The following is a 16,558-nucleotide window of genomic DNA, read 5'->3' as shown; positions in this document are numbered from 1 at the left end:
GTGGAAGTCCGCAGGAAAAAATGTTATACTTTTTTTGACATGCCGGACACCGAAAAAAACCGGCAGACACGGAGGTGCCTGTTTGGAATATAAAACGGAACTGAATCAGGTCGTATACCGAATCCTGCTGCTTCAAATCCAGTTCGGGGCCTACCGCGCGGGGGAAAGCCTTCCCAGCATGGAGGAGGCCGCCGAATGGCTCCTTGTCTCGGTTGACACCGTCCGCGCCGCCTATCTCAGGCTGAAGCAGGAGGGCCATATCTCCCTCTCCAAAAATGTCGGCGCCGTCGTGCGGGCGGACGGCGGGCCCCGGGAAGCCGTACAGGCCGTCCGGAGCTATTTTGCCAGCCGCAGAGAAAGCCTCCTGGATCTGTGCCGCTCCCTGCGGCCGCTCTTTGGGTGCGCACAGTGGACCGGCCTCAAAAACGCCTCCCCCGAAACAATCGCCCGCATGGAGCGGCTCGCCGGCGGCTCCGTCCCCTTCCCCTACGCGGCGCTCCAGCACCTCGAGCAGAAGTACGCCGCCCTCGGGAACGACCTTCTCATGCGCCTTGTGTGGCAGATGTTCATGCTCTTCCAGGCGCCCTTTTACAGCGTCCCGGAACATTCGCAGTACCTCGCGCGTTACCAGCGCTATATTCTGGACACGCTTGCACTCCGCCGCAGGGGCGAATGGACGGCGCTCCGGGCGCGGATGGACGGCTTTCAGGATGAGATGTCGGCCGGCCTCCTGCGGTTTTATGAGGAGATGCCCCCCGCCGAACAGCCGGAACCCGCCGCCGCGTTTTACTGGAGCGCTTACAGAAAATCGTCGCAGATCTGTTATTCCCTTGCAATGGAGCTTTTGATTGCCATCAGCCGCGGCGTCTATCCGGCAGGGGAGCTTTTGCCCTCGCTCAGCCGGCTTTCCGCGGAGAAGGGCGTCTCCGTCAGTACGGCCCGGCGGGCGCTCGCCCTGCTCAACAGCATCGGCGCGGCAAAATCCATCCAGCGGGTCGGCACGCGCGTCGTCCCCCCTGACCAGGCCGCCGAAAACTGCGACTTTGGGCAGCCCGCCGTCCGGCAGCGTCTTTTGGGCATGGCGGAAAGCCTGCAGATCTTCGCCCTCTCCTGCAGGGAGGTGTCCGAACGCACCCTCGCTTCCCTCGACGCCGGCGCCGTCGGGCACTGGGAGCGGCGGTTCCGTGCGTTTAAACAGTCCCGGCAGTACGAGCTGGTAGCCTACTCCTTCCTCGAGATGATCGCCCGGTCCGCCCCCGAACAGACGATCCGGACGGTCTACGCCGAGCTGCTGCTGCAGCTCTTCTGGGGGTATCCCCTGCGCAGCACCCAAAAGGAGCTTCCGGCCAGGAACGCCGCCTACGAGCCGCTTTTCGGCAGATTGTCCGCGTCCCTGGAACGGCGGGATATCCCCGCATTCTCCGCAGACCTGGAGGAGCTTGTCCTGTACGAGCTCAAATTTGTTGTGGAACGGCTGCTCCGGCGGGGAATCCCGGAGGCTGGAAAGATTCTGATCCCCGAAAGGGACCTCTCCTGAAAAACTCCCCCGGAAGCCGGCGGGCTTCCCCCGACAAAAAAGCGGCGTGATGGATTCTCCATCACGCCGCTTTTCGGTTTTAAGGGATTCCGCATATGCGGGCCGATCTTACGGAGGGGCTTACTCCTCCTCGTTCATCTTCTTGGCTTCCTCGATGACGGCCGCCTCGAGCTGGGGCGGGAGCAGTTCATAGCGCTCGAAGGCGAGGGTGAAGTAGCCGCGGCCCTGCGTGGTGGAACGCAGCACGGTCGCGAAATCGCCCATCTCGCTCATCGGGACCTCGCCCTCGATCATCTGGAGCCCGTCGTCCGCCGGGTTCATGCCGAGCACGCGGCCGCGGCGTTTATTGAGCTCGCTGATCATGTCGCCCGTGTTGGAATCGGGGACGTAGACCTTGAGGTTGCCGATCGGCTCGAGCAGCGCGGGGGAAGCCTGCGCCATGCCCGCCTTGTAGGCGAGGGACGCGGCGGTCTTGAACGCCATTTCGGACGAGTCGACCGGATGGTAGGAGCCGTCGACGAGGACCGCCTTCAGGCCGACCACCGGGTACCCGGCGAGCACGCCGTGCTTGACGCAGTCCTGCAGGCCCTTTTCGACCGCGGGGAAGAAGTTCCGCGGGACCGAGCCGCCGAAGACGTTCTCCTCGAAGAGGAGCTCCTCGCCGTCGTAGGGGGAGAACTCGACCCAGACGTCGCCGTACTGGCCGTGGCCGCCCGACTGCTTCTTATGCTTGCCCTGCACCTTGACCGCCTTGCGGATCGTCTCGCGGTAGGGGACGCGGGGCTTGGTGAGGTCGATGTCCACGCCGAATTTGGTCTTCAGCTTGGAGACGATCACGTCGATATGCTGCTCGCCCAGGCCGGAGATCACCTGCTGGTGGGTCTCGGCGTTCTGCTCGAACTTGATGGTCGGGTCCTCCTCCATGAGGCGCACCATGCCCTGCGCGACCTTGCCCTCGTCGCCCTTGTTCTTGACCTTGACGGCCATCGACAGGCACGCCTCGGGGAAGTTCATCCGCGCGAAGGAAACCACCCGCTTGGGGTCGCAGAGGGTGTCGCCGGTGATGGCGCTCGACAGCTTGGTGACCGCGCCGATGTCGCCCGCGGTGATGAAGGCGGTGTCCTCCTGCTTTTTGCCGGTCATGTAGATGAGCTTGCCGAGGCGCTCCGGCTCGCCGGTGCGGGAGTTGACGGGCGCGACCTCGTTGGAGAGCTTGCCCGCGACGACCTTGAAGTAGGAGAGCTTCCCGACGAACGGGTCGGCGACCGTCTTGAAGATGTAGGCGGCCAGCGGGGCCTCGTCGGTGCAGGCGACCTCCACCGGGCTGCCGTCCTTGTCCTCGGCGGTCTCCGCGCCCGCCTCCCACGCGGAGGGCAGGTGGTCGACCAGCGCGTCGAGGAGCATGTCGACGCCTTCGAGCGTGGCCGCGGAGCCGCAGAGCACGGGGGTGATGGTGCCGTTGTGGACGCCGTCGTGGATTCCCTTGAGGATTTCGTCGCGGGTGAACTGCTCGCCCGAGAAGAACTTCTCGAAGAGCTCCTCGTCCGTCTCGGCGACCGCCTCGCTGATGGCGGCGGTCAGGCCCTCGAAGCGGTGCTCGATGTCGGGCATCGCGACCTCGGAGGGCTCGCCCTTGGCGTTGTATTTGTAGGCCTTGTTGTCGACGAGGTTGATGTAGCACTGCACCTTGTGGTCCTCGACCACCGGCACGACGAGCGGGCAGACCGACGGGCCGAACGCGCCCTTGAGCTCCTCGAGCACCTTATAGAAATCGGCGTTTTCGGTGTCCATCTTGTTGACGAAGAACATCTTCGACTTGCCCATCTGGTCGGCGAGCTTATACGCCTTTTCCGCGCCCACGTTGAGGCCGGAACGCGCCGAAACGGCGATCAGCACGCTCTCCGCCGCGCGCACGCCCTCATACATGCCCGCCGCGAAGTCAAAGAGTCCGGGGGTGTCGATCAGGTTGATCTTGACGCTGCCCCAGGAAAAGGGCGCGACCGCGCTCGAAACGGAAACCTTGCGTTTGATCTCCTCGGGGTCGAAGTCGCAGACGGTGTTGCCGTCGGGGACCTTCCCCAATCTATCGGTTGCGCCGGCCTTGTAGAGCAGGGCCTCCGCCAGGGAGGTTTTGCCGCTGCTTCCGTGGCCGGCAATTGCAACGTTCCGGATCTTACCCGCTAAGTACTGTCTCATGTCATAACACTCCTTTTTCTATCTGCACTGCGCATTAGTCATAATAGCCAGCAATCGCCGTAGGTTTGCGAGGCATTATATTGATATTATATAATTTCTAGAAGGCGTGCGCAAGGGATAACCCCTCCGATCGCCTGTATAAATAATGGGGAAAATACTATGGACTTTGCACAAGGAAACGTCGAAAAACAGGGACTCTGCTGACGCAGAGGCCCCGGTCTTGTCTTTTGAAGAGCCCGGGGCCCCGCCGCGGCGGGGATGATCCGCTCGCTGCGCTCGCTCGACGTGCGGTAGGAACCTGCGGTTCCCCCACACACGCCCCCTCCCTTTTGGAGCGTCCGGCCTTAGGTGAAACAACAGGGCCGCTGCTGACGCAGCGGCCCTGTTGCAAGGTAAGGTAAAATCAATTATTTGCCCGCCGAGGCGGCAATGCGGGTGATCAGGTACCACGCCAGCCCGAAGAGGAGCAGCACCCCGTAGGTGGCAAGCTGCAGCGAGCCGGTGAAGGCCATGAAGGCGACGAGCCCGTAGCCCGCGACGATGCCGATGAGCTGGACGATGGTGGCGCGCATGACCGATTTGCGGACGGCGGAGGCGGCGCGCACCAGCGCGAGCACGCCGGAAAGCCCGCCCGCGTGGCAGCCGCCCGCGGAGATGCGCTCCTTGGGCTTTACGAGGAAGGCGTATTCCGCGTGGATTTTGGCGGGGAGGATCCGCACGCTCGTGCGGCGGACGCCGAAAGCGGACGCGACCAGCTCGCTGGTGATGTTCGGGTCGGTGGTGTAGAGCGCGACCGAGACGCCCCGCCGCTCCAGCTCGGCCAGCGTGTCGGCGGTATCGGGGTCGGCGTTGTAGCTCACGACGAACATCGCGGAGAGCTCGCCCGAATTGGCGATGTAGAGCACCTGCCGCCCGTCGCGGGTATAGCGCATTTCAAAGTCGCGGGAAGGGCAGTCGATGTCGTGGTTGCGCATCAGCTCGTGGCTGCCGATCAGCACCCGCTTGCCGTCCACCCACGCCGATAGACCCATCCCGTCCTCGTACATGAGGCTGTCGACCTTCTTGAGCATCCGGCGGTTGCCGCCGATCATGTTGAGGAAGATGCCCGACATGATGCCGCCGCAGGAGATGATCACGCTGGCGGCGTCGAGGATCGCCTCGTCGATCCGTTTTTCGGCGAAGACCTTCATGCCGTGGAGCATGACGCTGTCGTCCGAGAAGAGGTCCCGGTCGCTGACGACCACCGCGCCGGTGTCGGCGTAGTCCTCGGCGGCGGTGTAGCCCGCGAGCATCGCCCCGCTCCGGGAGAGGCGCCTGGCCTGCCGGGCGAGCATGAGGTTGGGTACGAGCGAGCCCGAGAGCGGCGCGCAGATGCACAGCACCGCCGCGAACGCCGAAATGGCGGAAACCAGCTCCCGGTCCATCAGAAAGAAGCCCGCGATCCCCACCACGAGCGCGCCCGCGAGACAGATGGGCGAAGCGATGCTGGAGAACGATTCGCTGTAATCGGGGGCGTAGCTGCGGTCGAGGAAGCCGGTGATGAACCCGGCGCGGGCGCTGTAGGCGACCCGGTCGACGTCCGGCCCGAGGCCGCGGGAGAATTCCCGCGCGAACTCGCGGTTTTGAATCTGGACGAGCGCGTATCTGTCCCCCTCGGCCGTGAGAGTGGCGAAATTGCGCTCAATCCGTTTCATCATCAGCTTTTTCCCGAAGAGGGAGAAGAGCAGCACCACGACGGCCAGCGGGAAATAGAGGCTGACGTTCCCGTTTTCAAGCACCGCGTCGGGCAGCACGGCCAGCACGATCCCCTGGATGAGCACGGCGAGCACGGCGAGCGCGGCGGGGGTGTCGCAGTTGGCGCGCATGCGGCAGAGGGCCGCGATGCCGCCGCCCACGATGTTGCTGCACACGATGGCGGCCAGCACCACGAGCACGAGGTTCACGATCAAAAAGAGCCGCATGTTGTTTTCCGGCGCGACCGCCGGGGGAAGCGGCAGCATATACCCCTCGGGAATCCCGAGCTTCCCGGCGAAGGGGACCACCTTGAGGGAAACGGTGAGATAGAGGGACAAAAAGGCGAGCACCGCCGTCACGGCCTGCCGGACGGTCAGCCCGGTGCGGATGGAGCGGAGATCCTTCTCCACATAGGGCGCGTCCTCGGGGGAGCCGAAGTCGTCCTCCGGCACCTCCTGCTCGAGTTGTTCCTGTTCGGCGTAGGACTGCCGCCACTTGGACTGGGCCAGCTCCTGCGGCCCCTCCTCCCGCGCGCGGCGCGGCGCGCCCGCGTCGATCTCCTGCGTGTGCTCCGCCGGCGCGTTCCGGCGCGGGCGCGGGCGCACGGGGATGTCCATCCGGGTGCCGTCCGGCTCCGGCTCCGCCCCGGCGTCAAATCCGAACCGGAAGCCGAAGCCGCCGGATTCCGCCGGAGGCGCGTCGTCCTCCCAGGCGGGGAGCTGGAAATCATCGTCTTCCGGCGCGGCGCGGAAGGTGAAGCCCTCCCCCGCTCCCTCGCCGGGCGCGGCCGGCTGCTGCGCGGCCCCGCCGCGCGATCGGCGCAGCCGGTCGAGCGTCTCCCCGAGCGTCTCGTCCTGCGGCAGCGGCGCGGAGTCGCCCTCAAAATCGTAGGGCGCCTTCGGCGCGGGCTCCGCGGGCGGGTAGTCGTCGTAGCGCGGGCGCGCGCTCTTCGGCGCGGGTTCCGCGGGCGGGTAATCGTCGTAGCGCGGACGCGCGCTCCCCTGCGCGGGACGCCGGGGGAACTCCTCCCGGCGCGGCGCCTCCTGCCCAAATCCGCTCAGGCGGGAGCTCCGCTCCTCCCGGGGAGCGCACGGGGGACCGGACGGCCGGCGCTGCGGCCGGCGGGTGCGCTCATAGTAGGGCTCGTCCGCGCGCGGGGCGGCCCTGCGGGGCTCCTGCGCGTCCTCCGCGCGGCGGGGACGGTAGTCCTCCTGCGGCGCGGGCGCGCGGGGCGGGGGGGCCTCCTGCCCGTATGTATCCTGCGCGGCCTCGCGGCTCTTCTTCCGGCGGATTTCCTCCAGGATATCGTCGACATTGTAGTTCTGAGCCATTCCCGTTTCCACTCTCCTCATCAAATCGCAAAAAATCCGGGTTTACCGCTCCGCGCGCGTCCGCTGCCGGACGACCTCATACATCAGGATCCCCGCCGCAACCGACGCGTTCAGGGAGTTGACCTTCCCCAGCATCGGCAGCGACAGGATCACGTCGCAGGTCTCGCGGACGAGCCGGGAGAGGCCGAACCCCTCCGAGCCGATCACGAGGGCGACGGGGCCGGTCAGGTCGCTCTGTTCCCAGCGCCCGCCGCCCGCCTCCGCTCCGTAAATCCAGACGCCGCGCTTTTTGAGCTCCTCAAGCGTGCGCACGAGGTTGGTCACCCGCGCGACCGGCAGGTGCTCGACCGCGCCGGCGCTCGTGCGCCCCACGATGGGGGTGAGCCCCACGCCGCCCCGCTTGGGCAGGATGAGCCCGTGGGCGCCCGCCGCCTCCGCGGTGCGGATGACCGCGCCGAGGTTGTGGGGGTCCTCGATGCCGTCCGCCACGAGGAAGAAGGGCGGCTCCTCACCCGCGCGCGCAAAGAGATCGTCGACCGTGCTATAGGAAAAGGCCGCCGCCAGCGCGGCCGCCCCCTGGTGGGGCAGGCCGTTTGAAAGCGCGTCGAGCTTTTTCACGTCGACCTTCTTGACCGGCACGCCGCGTTCCTTCGCCATGGCCACGATGCGGGAGATCGGCTGGCCGCGCGCGGGCACCTCGTCGCAGATGTAGACGCACTCCACCTCGCGGGAGCCGCGCAGCAGCTCGATCACCGCGTTGCGGCCGAGCACGGTGTTCTCGTCCTCCCGGTCGAGCCGGGGATTGGAATTCGCCATACGGAGCCCTCCTCCGGAGGGACGGCCTCCGGTTATACGTTCTGTTTTATACAGAGTATATTATAACATAACAGTATACCGGATGCTAGAGATTCGCTGCGATTTTGTAAAAAAAGAGCCGATTTTTGCCGAAAAAGATCAGAGCAGGAAGAACCCGCATGCAATCGCGGCCCCCACCAGCGCCGCCAGCCCGATCTTGAGCGCCTCCCCCAGCGGGGTTTTGCGCTTTTCATGCCCCGCGGGGTTGTAGTCGATCTGGGAGAGGTATTCCCCCGCGCGCGCCCGCAGGCTCAGCTTGTCCTCCCCCTGCGCGTTCGGCCGCAAAAATAGAATCGCCTTTTCAAAGTACCGGTTGTCGGTGTGCACCACCTCGATCACCTTTTGACTGACACCCTTCAGCATCTGCTTGCTCCTTCCCCCGCGCCCGAAAAATTCGTTTCCTTCCGCCCCGCGCGGCGGGCGGAAGGCGTCTGCGCCGCAAAAGAGGGGCGGGCGGGCCGCGGCTGCCGCCCGCGCCGCCCCCGACGCCCCGATTTAAAATCGTTTTGCCTTCCTATTTTGAACAGAGGGTCTTCATTTATTCTCCTGTCAAGGGCCAATTTGAACAAAAATCAGCCGGCCGGTTCCCGGGCGCGGTTATACGCCGGGTATTACAAAAAGGCCGGCATGGATTCCCCATTCCGGCCCGTTGTGGAAAACTCTGTGGAAACGGTAGAAAACTTCGCGGACGCATCCGTGTTTTCCACCTTGTCCCCCTTTCAACGGCGGCAGGAAAAAACGGCAAATTCCATATATTACCATTACCGCGAGTAATCCGGCCTTCCCCCGTTTTTGTATAGATTGATAAAGTTCCCTGTAAAATCTTTGTTCCTTTTGGCGGCGGGATCTGCTATACTGGGAGGGCAAGAATACGGAAAAAGGAGCCCCTCCCATGACACCAGTTTCGACCGGATGCGCCGCGTTCCTGCGCGGAAACGACGTGATCCTCCCCGATTCGGGCGATTTCTCCCTGCCCGAAACGCTCGACTGCGGACAGGCGTTCCGCTGGAAAAAGCTGCCCGACGGCAGCTTTTTCGGCGTGGCGCGCGGCAGGGCCTGTCACATTGCACAAACGGCGGGGGAAGTCCGCATCCTGGGCGGTGCGGAGGACTTCGAGACGGTGTGGCGCGGCTATTTCGACCTCGACCGCGACTACGGGGAGATCAAGCGCCGCCTCTCTTCCGACCCCGTCCTCGCGCGCGCCGTCGCCCACGCCCCCGGCGTCCGCCTGCTCCGGCAGGAGCCGTGGGAGGCGCTCTGCTCCTTCATCATCAGCCAGAACAACAACGTCCCCCGCATCAAGGGGATCGTCGAGCGGCTGTGCGCCGCCTTCGGGGAACCGCTCGGGGAGGGCGTCTTCGCCTTCCCCTCCCCCGAACGCCTCGCCGCGCTCGGACCGGACGACCTCGCGCCCATCCGCGCGGGCTTCCGGGCGCGCTACCTCGTGGACGCGGCGAGAAAGGCCGCCTCGGGCGAGGTGGACCTTTCGGCGCTCGCTCACCTGCCCCTCGACGAGGCGCGGGAGGAGCTCCGGAAGATCACCGGCGTGGGCGCCAAGGTGGCCGAATGTACGCTGCTCTACGGCTGCGGGCGGGTCGAGTGCGTGCCGGTCGACGTGTGGGTGCGCCGGGTGCTCGACCGGCTCTACCCGGACGGCCTGCCCGCCTGTGCGCGCGGCGCGGAGGGGATTGCCCAGCAGTACCTTTTCCACGCGGCGCGCACCTGTCCCGGCTTCCTTCCCGGGGAAGCCGCCCAATCCTCCGATGGAAGGTGAGACCATGTCCCCTGCCAGACTCCCGAGGCCCGGCCTGCGGATGCTGAAGTCCGCGCTCGCCGTCTTCCTCTGCTTTCTCATCGACACGCTGCGCGGCGGCGGCGTCCCCTTCTACTCCGCGATCGCCGCCATCCTCTGCATGCAGCCCGACGTGCAGGGAGGCCTCCGCGTCGGGCTCAACCGGGTCGTCGGCACGCTGATCGGCGGCTGCTATGGGATGGGCGTGCTCTACCTGCTGCGCGCCTTCCCGCCCGGCGGGCACGGGCTTTTGCAGTACGCCGTCATCTCCGCCGCCCTCGTCCCGCTCATGTATCTCACCGTGCTCGTCAAAAAGACCTCCGCCACCTATATCACCTGCGTCGTCTTTTTGAGCATCACCGTCTCCCACGGGCTCGACCTCATCCCCTATGCGTTCGCGCTCAACCGCATCCTCGATACGCTGATCGGCATTTTCATCTCTCTGTTCGTCAACTGGGTCCCCTTCCTGCGCAACCGGCGGGCGGACCAGACGCAATAAACAAAAGCCGGCATCCGCCGGATGGAGGCAGTATGGACCAGACAGAACGCATTACCATTCCCGGCGCGGCGGAGGAGATCCCCGCCCTGCTGTGGGGGCCCGCCTCGGACCGCTGGATCATCGCGGTGCACGGCAATTTCTCGCACAAGGCGGACCAGGTCATCGCCCTGCTGGCGCGGCGCGCCGCCGAAAAGGGGTACCGGACGCTCAGCTTCGACCTGCCGCAGCACGGCGAACGGGCCGGCGGCGCCCTGTCGCTCGACCCGCCCTCCTGCGTCGGGGACCTTTGCGCGGTCTACGAATACGTCCGCCCGCGGGCGGAGCGCACCGCCCTCTTCGGGTGCAGCCTGGGGGCCTATTTCAGCCTGCTCGCCTACCGCGGGCTGCCTCTCTCCCAGAGTCTCTTCCTCTCCCCCGTGGTCGACATGGAGCGGGTCATCCGCAATATGATGGCCGCCGCCGGCGTGAGCGAAGAGCGGCTGCGGGCGGAAAAGCACATCCCGGTGGAGGGCGGCCCGCCGCTCGACTGGGACTATTTCGACTACGTGAGGACCCACCCCGTCCGCTTTGCGTGGGAGAGCCCGACGGCCATCCTCTGCGGCGAAAACGATACGCTCAGCGGGCGGGCTGAAATCGCCGCCTTCGCGCGGCGGTACGGCGCCGAGGTGCGGGTCCTCCCGGGCGGGGAGCACTTTTTCCACACGCCGGAGCAGCTTTCGGCCTTCGACGGCTGGGCGGCGCGCACCCTGCGGGAATAAAAGGCCGCCGCGGGACGGCATTTATTGACATCCTCCGGCAATGCATTATAATGGAAACAACCGGACACCTCTCCATTGGGGAATCAAATCTGACAGGCGGTGGTGCAGTTGACCTTCGCGCAGTTCAAGCGGATGAAGCCCAAATATAAGCGCCGGCTGATCCTTGTGGCGCTCATCGCCCTCGCGCTCTGCGTCGGGGTGCTCTTCGGCATCTCCAAGGGCATCGAGGCGCTGCGCGTGCAGTTCAATACCACGACGCTCGACAAGGTCACCGCCGCCAACGTCCTCGAAAAGGCGAGCATGAACAAAATCCTCGAGGTCATGAAGCAGGAGGACTCGGGCAGCGTCCTCGTGGTGGACAGCGTCCTCACCATGTCCGGCGAGGGCAGGGTGACGGGGCTCACGATGAACCTCACCAACCTCGTCAGCCAGGGCTCCGCCGAGGAGTGGCGGCTGACCGCCACCGAGAAGAAGGCGAAGCTCCGCAAGGTCAGGACCCGCTACGAGAACCTCAACGCCCAGCGCCTGCGGCTCATGGAGTTCAAGACCTACTACCCCGCGCTCTCCCGCGCGGCCTCCCCCCAACTGCTCGCCCTGCTCACCGACCGCGCCCCCGCCGGGGCGGACGGCTCCTATACCTTTACCGACCATTTCGGCAACAACCTCTCCCCCGAATACGACTCCTACCTCGCCCGCGGGCTCGAGGGGGTGTGGGTCTCCCGCATCGGCGGGGTCTCCGGCTTCGCGGAGGGCTACGCCCGTCCCAACGACTGCGCGCCCGCCATCGTCTCGGTCGAAGCGGTCGACGCCGCCAGAAGCAAGAACAAAAAGGCGGTCCTGCTCCCCGCCGAGGACCGTTTCGTCGTCCTGCTCGAGGCGGGCCCCTACGCGTAGGGCCGCTTAAATCCCCTTTTCGAGCATGAGCACGATCACCGTGATGTCGTCCTCATGCCCGTCGGTGCGGCGGCGCCTGGCCTCCCCGGCCAGCTGTTCGCTCAGCTCCTTCGGGTCGTCCCCCTCGTAGTGCTCGAGGTCGGACGCCAGCCATTCACAGCCGCCGGCCACCGCGCCGTCCGACACCATCACGATCACATCGCCGTCACGCAGCGTGACGGCGTTTTTTTCGAAGTTCACGCCCCCGAGGATGCCCACCGGCAGCGAGCTCGACTCGACATATCCCCCCTTGCCCGACTTTCGCAGGAAGGTGGGCGCCGCGCCCGCCTTGTAAAACTCCGCCCGACCGGTGTAGAGGTCGATGCCGGTGATGTCGATCGTGGCGAGCGATTCGTCCCCCGACTTGACGAGCAGCGCGGAGTTGACGAGCTTCAGAGAGGCGTCGAGGCTCACGCCCGCCTCGATCAGCCGCGCCAGCAGCTCGGAGGTCATCGTCGAGTCGACCGCCGCCGCGCCGCCGCTGCCCATCCCGTCCGACAGGATGACGTTCACCCGGCCCCCCCGGCCGTCGACATAGCTGTAGCTGTCCCCGCACAGCCGCGAGCCGCTGCTCCCCAGCTGGGTCGCGCCCCACTTGACCGTGTAGACCGCCTTCTCGGTGAAGGTCATCACCGTCGCCGCGCAGTCGGTCCGGTTTTTGCAGGCGGGCAGGTCGAAATCCCGCCCGCAGATGTCCGACAGCGACACCGTCAGCTCGGTCAGGTCGAGCCGCGAGAGCTTGTAGGTGGGAATCGTGACCTCCAGCGTCATGTTCGCGCCGCCGTCCACCGTGCAGGTCACGAGGTCGGGAAAGACGTTCAGCGACTGGAGGTATTCCCGCACCTTGCCCGCCGTCGTGCCGTCCTGGGTGGCCAGCTCGTCGAGGTCGCGGCCCATCGCGTCGATCATCAGCGCCATCCCCTCGAACTGGTCGGTCACCACCCCGCGCACCTGCGACACCTTGCGCCGCATGCTCTCCCGCGCGGTATATTCCTGAAAGAGCAGGTTCATCTGGACCGAAAGCTCGGGGAGGCGCAGGCAGCTCTTGGAGAAGTAGGCGGGAAAGGCCCCGGGCTCCAGCTCCTCCCCCCTGCGCAGCACTCCGAGCGCGTCGTTCAGCACGTTGCAGGTGTCGGTATATTTGAGCTGCCAGCAGACCGAGCGGTTTTTGCACCGGCGGCACACCCGGTCCGCCGCCGTGTGGTAGACCGACGAGAGGTCCCCGCTCACCATCCCGGAGAGCCGCTCGTTGACCTTGCGGGTCGTGTCGGCCACGTCCCGCAGAGCGAGCGACACGCCGCCGATCTTGTTTTTCAGCAGCGACTTGTAGGTCTCCCCCTGCACCGCCCGGTCGCCCGACGGCCGGGCGGAAAACCGCTTGAGGAAGGAGGCGGGGATGAGGATCGAAAGGAGGCTCGCCGCGAACACCTCGATCAGCAGCCCGCGGTCGAGGATGCGGCGGGCTGCGAGCAGCGCGAAGGTGTTGACGGCGATGAACGCCCCGGCCGAAGCGGCGCGCCCCATCGGCGCGAACACGCCGGCCAAAAGCCCGCCGAAGCCGTAGGTCCCCATCAGGAAGGTGTACGGCCCGCCGATCACCCCGGCGGACACGCCGGCCGCGACCCCGGCGATCGCGCCGCCCGCCTCGCGGGCGGCCTGCGCGCAGAGGAGGATGACGAGCACCGCCAGCGTGCGCCCGACCGAAACGCCGAGCACCTTGAGGTTGACGAGCGCGAGGATGACGATGCAGAAGGTGATCACCAGCGAGGTGACGTCGGTCTGGCGCAGGTTGTCGGCGCCCAGCTCGAGCGCCTGCGCGGACCGGGAGAAGAAGTAGGCGGCGCAGCAGGCAAGCAGCAGCTCGGCCACCGCGAGCACCCCGTCGTAGACGCTGCCGCCCGAGAGGAAGGCGATCGCCAGCGAGGGCGGCCCGAGGGCGAGCGCGGTGAGCGCCTGGCCGGACGGGCGGACTCCCCTGAGCAGGCTGCCGGAGGAGAGGACCCAGCGCAGCAAAAACAAAAACGCCATCGCGACGATGTACTTGACGTTCCCGAGCACGTCGAGGGAGAACAGATAGCCGAGCGTGGCGCCGAGGACGGCTGCCGCGCCGAACTTCTGTTTCGCGGACGCCGCGAACGCCACCCCGAAGGGGGCGAGCCCGCCCAGCACGAACGCGTTGGCCGCCACAAAGCCCGCCGCGATATACCCGAGGCAGCCGAGCCCGAGCCTGTGGGCGCGCACCGCCTGGCGCGCCCGCGCGCCGATCGAAAGCCCCGCGAGGCCTGTCCTGTTCTGCATAAAGTTCACCTGTTCCTCATATGATAGAAGGTTATCCTTGCTGTAACATTAATTGTAGATATTACAGACTGCATAACCAGTCGAAAGAGGTTGTCGATTTTGGGGGCTTTCCGGCAAAGCACGCGGCAAAAAAGCCCCCGCCTTCCTTGAAATGCCTCCCCGCTTGTGCTAAAATACTTGCATATGATTTAATGTGCGAAAGCATCCTGCCGGAACGCAGAAAGGACGGTCCATCATGACCTATCAGTTTTCCAACCGCATCTCCTCCCTCCAGCCCTCGCTGGTGCGTGAGATCCTGAAAGCCACCTCCGACCCGGAGGTCATCCCCTTCGCCGCGGGCAACCCCGCCCCCGACGCCTTCCCCGTCGACGACGTGCGCCGCATCACGGCCGAAATCCTCCGGGACCACCCCGTCGACGCCCTCCAGTATTCGATCACCGAGGGCTACCCGCCCCTGCGCGAGGCGCTCAAAAAGATGGTCGCCGAGCACTACGGCGTCCCGATGGAGGGCAGCGACCTCATCATCCTGTCGGGCGCGCAGCAGGGCGCCGACCTCGCCGCCAAGGCGTTCGTCAACGAGGGCGACACCGTCCTCTGCGAGGACCCCTCCTTCATCGGCTGCCTCAACTGCTTCCGCTCCTACAACTGCAACCTCGTCGGCGTCGAGATGGAGGAGGACGGCCTCAACCTTGAAAAGCTCGAGCGCGCGATGATCGAGCAGCCCAACGTCAAGCTGCTCTACGTCATCCCCAACTTCCAGAACCCGACCGGCATCACGACGAGCCTGCATAAGCGCAGGGAGATCCTGCGCCTCGCGCAAAAATACAACGTCATGGTCTTCGAGGATAATCCCTACGGCGACCTGCGCTTCGCGGGCGAGCCGCTCCCCGCGATCAAATCCTTCGACACCGACGGCCATGTCCTCTATGTCGGCAGCTTCTCCAAGATCCTCGCGCCGGGCATCCGCGTCGCCTTTGTCGCCGCGCCGCCCGCCGTCATCGCCAAGATGACCGTCGGCAAGCAGTGCGCCGACGTGCACACCAACATCCTCGCCCAGATGACCTGCGAGCGGTGGCTCGCCACCGCCGACCTCGACGCGCATTTCGCGCGCCTCCAGGAGATCTACCGCCGGAAATGCGCCCTCATGCTCGACTGCATCGACCGGGAGTTCTCCCCCCGCGTCGCCCACACCTCCCCCGAGGGCGGCCTTTTCCTCTGGTGCACCCTGCCCGAGGGGGCGGACATGTTGGATTTCTGCAACCGCGCGGTCGCCGAGAAGGTCGCCGTCGTGCCGGGCGTCGCCTTCCTCGCAAGGGAGACCGACCCCTGCCGCAGCTTCCGCATGAACTTCTCCACCCCCACCGACGAGGCGATCGTCGAGGGGTGCAAACGCCTCGGCAGGCTGACCCACGCGCTTTACGACTAAGAAGATAGGAGCTTTCACGATGGAACAGACCGCACAGCCCAAATCCGAGCGCAGGCAGCGCATCTTTTCCGGCATCCAGCCCACCGGCATCATGACGCTGGGCAACTACCTCGGCGCGATCAAAAACTGGGTCGCGCTCCAGGATGAATACGACTGCGTCTACTCGGTGGTCAACATGCACGCGATCACCGTCCGCCAGGACCCCAAGGCCCTGCGCGAAAACACCCTCGCCGCGCTCGCGCTCGTCATGGCCTGCGGCATCGACCCCGAAAAGTCGGTGCTCTTCATCCAGAGCCACGTCAAAACCCATGCCGAGCTCTCGTGGGTGCTCTCCTGCAACACCCAGTTCGGCGAGCTCTCCCGCATGACCCAGTTCAAGGATAAATCCGCCAAGCATCCCGAAAACGTCAACGCCGGCCTCTTCACCTATCCGGTGCTCATGGCCGCCGACATCCTGCTCTATCAGGCCGATCTCGTGCCCGTGGGCATCGACCAGAAGCAGCACCTCGAGCTCGCGCGCAACATCGCCCAGCGGTTCAACGGCGTCTACGGCAACGTCTTTACCCTGCCCGACGGCTATATCCCCAAGCTCGCCGCCAAGGTCATGTCCCTCCAGGAGCCCACCAAAAAAATGAGCAAGAGCGACGACAATCCCAAAGCCTTCATCGGCATCCTCGACAAGCCCGAGACGATCGTCAAGAAGTTCCGCTCCGCCGTCACCGACTCGGAGGCCGAGGTCGTTTACCGCGAGGGCAAGGACGGCATCAACAACCTCATGGCAATCTATTCCGCCGTCACCGGCAGGGATTTCCCCGCCATCGAGGCGGAATTCGCCGGCCGCGGCTACGGCGATTTCAAAACCGCCGTCGGCGAGGCGGTCGCCGAAACCCTCCGCCCCGTGCGCGAGCAGTTCGACCGCTACATGGCCGACAAGGCCTTCCTCGAGGAATGTTACCGCAAGGGCGCCGCGCGCGCCGAGGCGATCTCCCAGCGGACCCTCGACAAGGTCTATAAGAAGATTGGATTTTTGGGTAGATAGTTTTTCTTAGATTTGCCGCTCATCGAGCGGCGGAGCTTGCCGGTAGTCGGCCGGCGGAGGTCTTAGATCTTCCGCTCATCGAGCGGAAGAGTTGCCGGGTCCCGCCCCGGCGGGCGGGTCGACTTCTTGCTCGCCCAAGAAGTCGACGGAAGAAGGGCGC

General features: G+C 65.5%; 12 protein-coding genes. 7 read left to right on the top strand and 5 right to left on the bottom strand.

Going from position 1 to position 16,558, the window contains the following annotated elements:
* The first annotated feature begins 82 nt into the window (after positions 1 to 82).
* Positions 83 to 1,537 (top strand): GntR family transcriptional regulator, encoded by a 1,455-nt coding sequence (locus RDM88_RS03705; protein WP_308753364.1) that lies wholly within the window; start codon positions 83 to 85, stop codon positions 1,535 to 1,537.
* 120 nt (positions 1,538 to 1,657) lie between these two features.
* On the opposite strand, the gene RDM88_RS03700 is transcribed toward RDM88_RS03705, so the two are convergent.
* The 4 genes from RDM88_RS03700 to RDM88_RS03685 form a co-directional block, all read right to left on the bottom strand.
* Positions 1,658 to 3,733, bottom strand: coding sequence for an elongation factor G (locus RDM88_RS03700; RefSeq protein ID WP_308753362.1), 2,076 nt, complete (start codon positions 3,731 to 3,733; stop codon positions 1,658 to 1,660).
* Between the two features lie 407 nt (positions 3,734 to 4,140).
* Positions 4,141 to 6,798, bottom strand: coding sequence for a hypothetical protein (locus RDM88_RS03695; RefSeq protein WP_308753360.1), 2,658 nt, complete (start codon positions 6,796 to 6,798; stop codon positions 4,141 to 4,143).
* Positions 6,799 to 6,840: 42 nt separating this feature from the next.
* On the bottom strand, positions 6,841 to 7,614 hold the full coding sequence (gene rlmB / locus RDM88_RS03690; protein WP_308753358.1) for a 23S rRNA (guanosine(2251)-2'-O)-methyltransferase RlmB: 774 nt from the start codon (positions 7,612 to 7,614) through the stop codon (positions 6,841 to 6,843).
* Positions 7,615 to 7,752: 138 nt separating this feature from the next.
* Positions 7,753 to 8,016, bottom strand: a complete 264-nt coding sequence (locus RDM88_RS03685) for a hypothetical protein (RefSeq protein WP_308753356.1) — start codon at positions 8,014 to 8,016, stop codon at positions 7,753 to 7,755.
* Between the two features lie 529 nt (positions 8,017 to 8,545).
* On the opposite strand from RDM88_RS03685, the gene RDM88_RS03680 reads away from it, so the two are divergent.
* The 4 genes from RDM88_RS03680 (at position 8,546) to RDM88_RS03665 (ending at position 11,596) form a co-directional block, all read left to right on the top strand.
* The gene (locus tag RDM88_RS03680; protein WP_308753354.1) at positions 8,546 to 9,427 is read left to right on the top strand and encodes a DNA glycosylase; all 882 of its coding nucleotides are present in this window, start codon (positions 8,546 to 8,548) and stop codon (positions 9,425 to 9,427) included.
* Positions 9,428 to 9,431: 4 nt separating this feature from the next.
* Positions 9,432 to 9,944, top strand: a complete 513-nt coding sequence (locus tag RDM88_RS03675) for an aromatic acid exporter family protein (protein WP_308753349.1) — start codon at positions 9,432 to 9,434, stop codon at positions 9,942 to 9,944.
* 32 nt (positions 9,945 to 9,976) lie between these two features.
* A complete protein-coding gene (locus RDM88_RS03670) occupies positions 9,977 to 10,702 on the top strand; it encodes an alpha/beta hydrolase (protein ID WP_308753347.1) in 726 nt (241 codons plus the stop codon).
* Positions 10,703 to 10,810: 108 nt separating this feature from the next.
* Positions 10,811 to 11,596, top strand: a complete 786-nt coding sequence (locus RDM88_RS03665; protein ID WP_308753345.1) for a hypothetical protein — start codon at positions 10,811 to 10,813, stop codon at positions 11,594 to 11,596.
* A 6-nt stretch (positions 11,597 to 11,602) separates the two neighbouring features.
* On the opposite strand, the gene RDM88_RS03660 is transcribed toward RDM88_RS03665, so the two are convergent.
* Positions 11,603 to 13,933: a SpoIIE family protein phosphatase gene (locus tag RDM88_RS03660; protein WP_308753341.1), complete on the bottom strand. Its 2,331-nt coding sequence runs from the start codon at positions 13,931 to 13,933 to the stop codon at positions 11,603 to 11,605.
* A 235-nt stretch (positions 13,934 to 14,168) separates the two neighbouring features.
* Here RDM88_RS03660 and RDM88_RS03655 point away from each other — a divergent pair, with 235 nt between their 5' ends.
* Both RDM88_RS03655 and trpS read left to right on the top strand, forming a co-directional pair.
* The gene (locus tag RDM88_RS03655; RefSeq protein ID WP_308753339.1) at positions 14,169 to 15,359 is read left to right on the top strand and encodes a PLP-dependent aminotransferase family protein; all 1,191 of its coding nucleotides are present in this window, start codon (positions 14,169 to 14,171) and stop codon (positions 15,357 to 15,359) included.
* A 19-nt stretch (positions 15,360 to 15,378) separates the two neighbouring features.
* A complete protein-coding gene (trpS, locus tag RDM88_RS03650) occupies positions 15,379 to 16,398 on the top strand; it encodes a tryptophan--tRNA ligase (protein WP_308753337.1) in 1,020 nt (339 codons plus the stop codon).
* Positions 16,399 to 16,558: the final 160 nt, after the last annotated feature.

The organism is uncultured Anaerotruncus sp. (genome assembly GCF_902490045.1).
Lineage (GTDB): Bacteria > Bacillota > Clostridia > Oscillospirales > Ruminococcaceae > Anaerotruncus.
The sequence above is the reverse complement of the archived record's forward strand: the minus strand, read 5'-3'. Positions and strand labels throughout refer to the sequence as shown.